We start from the raw sequence: 3007 nt of genomic DNA on the forward strand, positions 1-3007 counted from the left end.
GCACGGCGGCGTTCAGCAACGTCGTGTTCGCGAGTATCGCGCAGGAGTTCCACCAGCTGACCGCAGAGGAGAAGGCGCGTCTCGCCACCCAAGCCGGGTCATCCGAAGATGAACCAACGGCCTGCGGCTCGCCCTGCGCCAGCTGCGCCGGCGTCTGCGCGCTACGCGGCAGCCCGAGCCAGTGATCGAAGCGCTACGCAATAGCGGTAACTGCTATCGAGTAGCTATGTTAGACGCGTGAGCGAGACGATCAAGCAGTCCGAGCACTACCTGCAGCGGGTGGTCAACGTGATCGACGTGGACTAACGAGGCACGGGCGTCACCGCAATCCCACCAGGCTGCGGCGCAGGCCGCCGTTGAGGAGCAGTGGGAGCTCCTTGAGAAGCTCGCCTACGACATCATCGTGAAGTATGCACTCACCTGCCATCTGCCGCATAAGTACGTTCGCGCACGCGTTGATGAACACCTCACCCAGTATCTTCGTTGTGGTAGACGCTATCGTGGCATTAATCGTGGTGCCAGTGCCCGGAAAGATTTTGAAAAAGCTTGCCGCCGTTCGGGCCACAGAGGCCACCCCGAGGACGGTCGCAAAAGCGGTAGCGACGGCTCTGGGGTCAACCTTGAATCCCATTATTGTGGCAATCTGGCCCAGCATACTGATCTGTAGCGCGCTCAGCGGAATAGCATCGACAAGCGGGATCGGAGTAGCCGCGATCAACGCAGCCGTGCCCATGTTGAAGTTCACCGAACGCTTCGCCTCAGCGATCTTGAGCTCTAGCGAGACACGCTGACAGCTGGCTAACGTATGCCGTTCCGCATCCGGCAGCTGATGATAAATCGCGCTCACGAGATCGGGAAGACCGAACGGCGCAAGCGTGACACCAGCGACGTTATCTTCTTCCGCCAGGGTCATGAAGCACTGCCCGTCGAGGACGGGAAGCTCGAGCGAGGTGAGGTACCGGGCGAACCTGTTGGCACGGGGATCGTCATAGGTGGGGCACTGGGTAAGCACCAGCGCCACCAGCACGTCTTTCGCCAGCGCTCGGACGATGTCAGATTCAACCGTCTCGAAACGTTCGTCCCGGGTCCGGACGCAGTAGAGGCAAAAATGAATACGGGCGTCGTCGTCGTCCATCTGCCTCCTGATCTCAGTGAGGTAGGTTTCCGCTATCGATTCCGCCTCCACGCCGAGCTCGATGCCCGGCGTATCGTACACGGAGATGGGTAGGTTCGGTTGCACATATCTTCGGATACTCTGGGTAATTGAGCTGCCCACCCCGACCGGGGCGATCGGCGCCCCAAAAATTGCGTTGACCAAGGTGCTCTTCCCGACACCGACGCGTCCGGCGAGCATGACGTTGAGGCGGGACCTGCCCCGCAACGCCTGAGAGAAGCCGTCTCGAAAGAACTTCTCGAGGTTGAATTCGTCCTGACCCTCTGTATACCGGAGTAGGCCTGTAGATCCATCCATCGGGTCCCCTCTCAGCCGTTTTCCCAACGCTGGCCGGTATGGCCTACCTGCGCAAGATCAATAGCGCTGGTAGGCCGCAGCCGCGCTGATCTCGGTGGTGTGGCGGCACTGCTCTAAGACAACGACGTGCAGCGCGCGACGTTGCCTTGTAATTTAATGTCGATCTCTGCTGATCGCGGCAAATCGCCCGAGAAGATCGATTTCGATGCCCCGATACCGCTGGCGTCCGCCTGGCGCCGAGCTATAGCACGCTGCGACCGCCAACGGCGCGCAGGTTTCAGTGGACGGTGCCCTCGATGATCGTGACGGTGCTGGCGTCCGGGAAGCGCGCCGGTGGGCGGCCGAAGACGCGCCGGCTGGTGTCGACCACCACGCGACCGAAGGCCCGGTTGCCGGCGGCCCCTATCGCCACTCCGATGCCGAACGGTGCGATCCGGCCGAGTGCCAGCACGCCCTGCTTGCGCCCGTATCTGGTCAAGAACCAGCGACCCAGCGTCTTGTTGATCGCGGTGATGGAGGACATCGGGATCGCGTCGGGCAGCAGCGCCCCCCATTGCTGACCACCACGCCCAGCCATCTTTTCGACCAGCATGGCGCCGTTGTCACCGAGCGCGACGGCGAGCACCAGCGTCCGCCGTCGCTCGACCTCCTCGACCCGGATGCCGTGCACCTCAGCGACGGCCAACGCGAACAGCGCCGTGGTCTCGAGGAACAATGCCGTCTCACCGCCAGTGAGCGCCAGCGCGGCGACGGTCCCAACCCCCGGCGCGACCGCAACACCGCCCACGGCGGCTCCGGTGCCGGTGACCGTCGCGAGGTACTGCTTCTCCACGACAGCGATGATCTCGGCCGGGCTCGCCAGAGGTCGTGCTCGACGCAGCCGGGCCACGTAGCCGGCGACCGGCGACTGCGCGAGCGCGATTGCCTTTTCCAGGGCCCGGTGCAGCACAGCCGGCATCTCTGGACCCACGTTCAGACCTCCCACCGCGCCCAAAGCCTTGTGTAATTGCAGTATCCCGGCTCGAGCGGCCGCCGCTGCGCTAGCCGAGCTGGCCGCGGATCGCTCCCTCGGTGAACTTGTCCGTGTGGATGATGACGTAGTAGTCGGCCGGATGGTCAATGACGGCCTGAATCTTGTCTCGGGTACTGGTTGAGCAGCCACTGGCCGTACTTCCCGCCCCGGGAAAGTGCTGGTCATTGAAGAAATCAATCGGATGGGGACCGTCCTTGCCGCGCGGGGCGAGGTGAATATGCGACATGGTGACGTCACCGTGGAGGTCCTTCCACGACAGGGCGTAGCAGACTTTCTGGTGGGCGGCGTCGAGGTCGACTCGGGCTGAGCCGGTCGCGCCGTGGTCTCCGCCGCCGGTGACCTCCTCGGGGGTCAAGTTGATGGTGTAATGACCGAGGCCTTGCGGCTGCGGGTCGTCCTGCGCGGCTGCTGTGCTCGGCAGGGCGGCGACGACGAGCAGCGACGACATCGCCGCGAGGCACGCTCCGAAACGTCCCAACATCGTGAACTCTTCCTTCCTGCAG

4 protein-coding genes are annotated in these 3007 nt (G+C 63.5%); 1 reads left to right on the top strand and 3 read right to left on the bottom strand.

Features of this window, described 5'->3' with window-relative positions:
- The coding region (locus VFW69_RS07165) for a hypothetical protein (protein WP_526499600.1) at positions 1 to 185 on the top strand (185 nt) is incomplete at its 5' end.
- 134 nt (positions 186 to 319) lie between these two features.
- Here VFW69_RS07165 and VFW69_RS07170 read toward each other — a convergent pair.
- The 3 genes from VFW69_RS07170 to VFW69_RS07180 form a co-directional block, all read right to left on the bottom strand.
- The gene (locus VFW69_RS07170) at positions 320 to 1471 is read right to left on the bottom strand and encodes a YcjF family protein (RefSeq protein ID WP_526499602.1); all 1152 of its coding nucleotides are present in this window, start codon (positions 1469 to 1471) and stop codon (positions 320 to 322) included.
- A 277-nt stretch (positions 1472 to 1748) separates the two neighbouring features.
- Positions 1749 to 2441, bottom strand: coding sequence for a hypothetical protein (locus tag VFW69_RS07175; protein ID WP_526499604.1), 693 nt, complete (start codon positions 2439 to 2441; stop codon positions 1749 to 1751).
- A gap of 70 nt (positions 2442 to 2511) precedes the next feature.
- Positions 2512 to 3007: CHRD domain-containing protein (locus VFW69_RS07180; protein ID WP_526499606.1), on the bottom strand; the 496-nt coding region annotated here is incomplete at its 5' end.

The organism is Mycobacterium sp. (genome assembly GCF_036273375.1).
In the GTDB taxonomy this organism is placed as follows: domain Bacteria; phylum Actinomycetota; class Actinomycetes; order Mycobacteriales; family Mycobacteriaceae; genus Mycobacterium.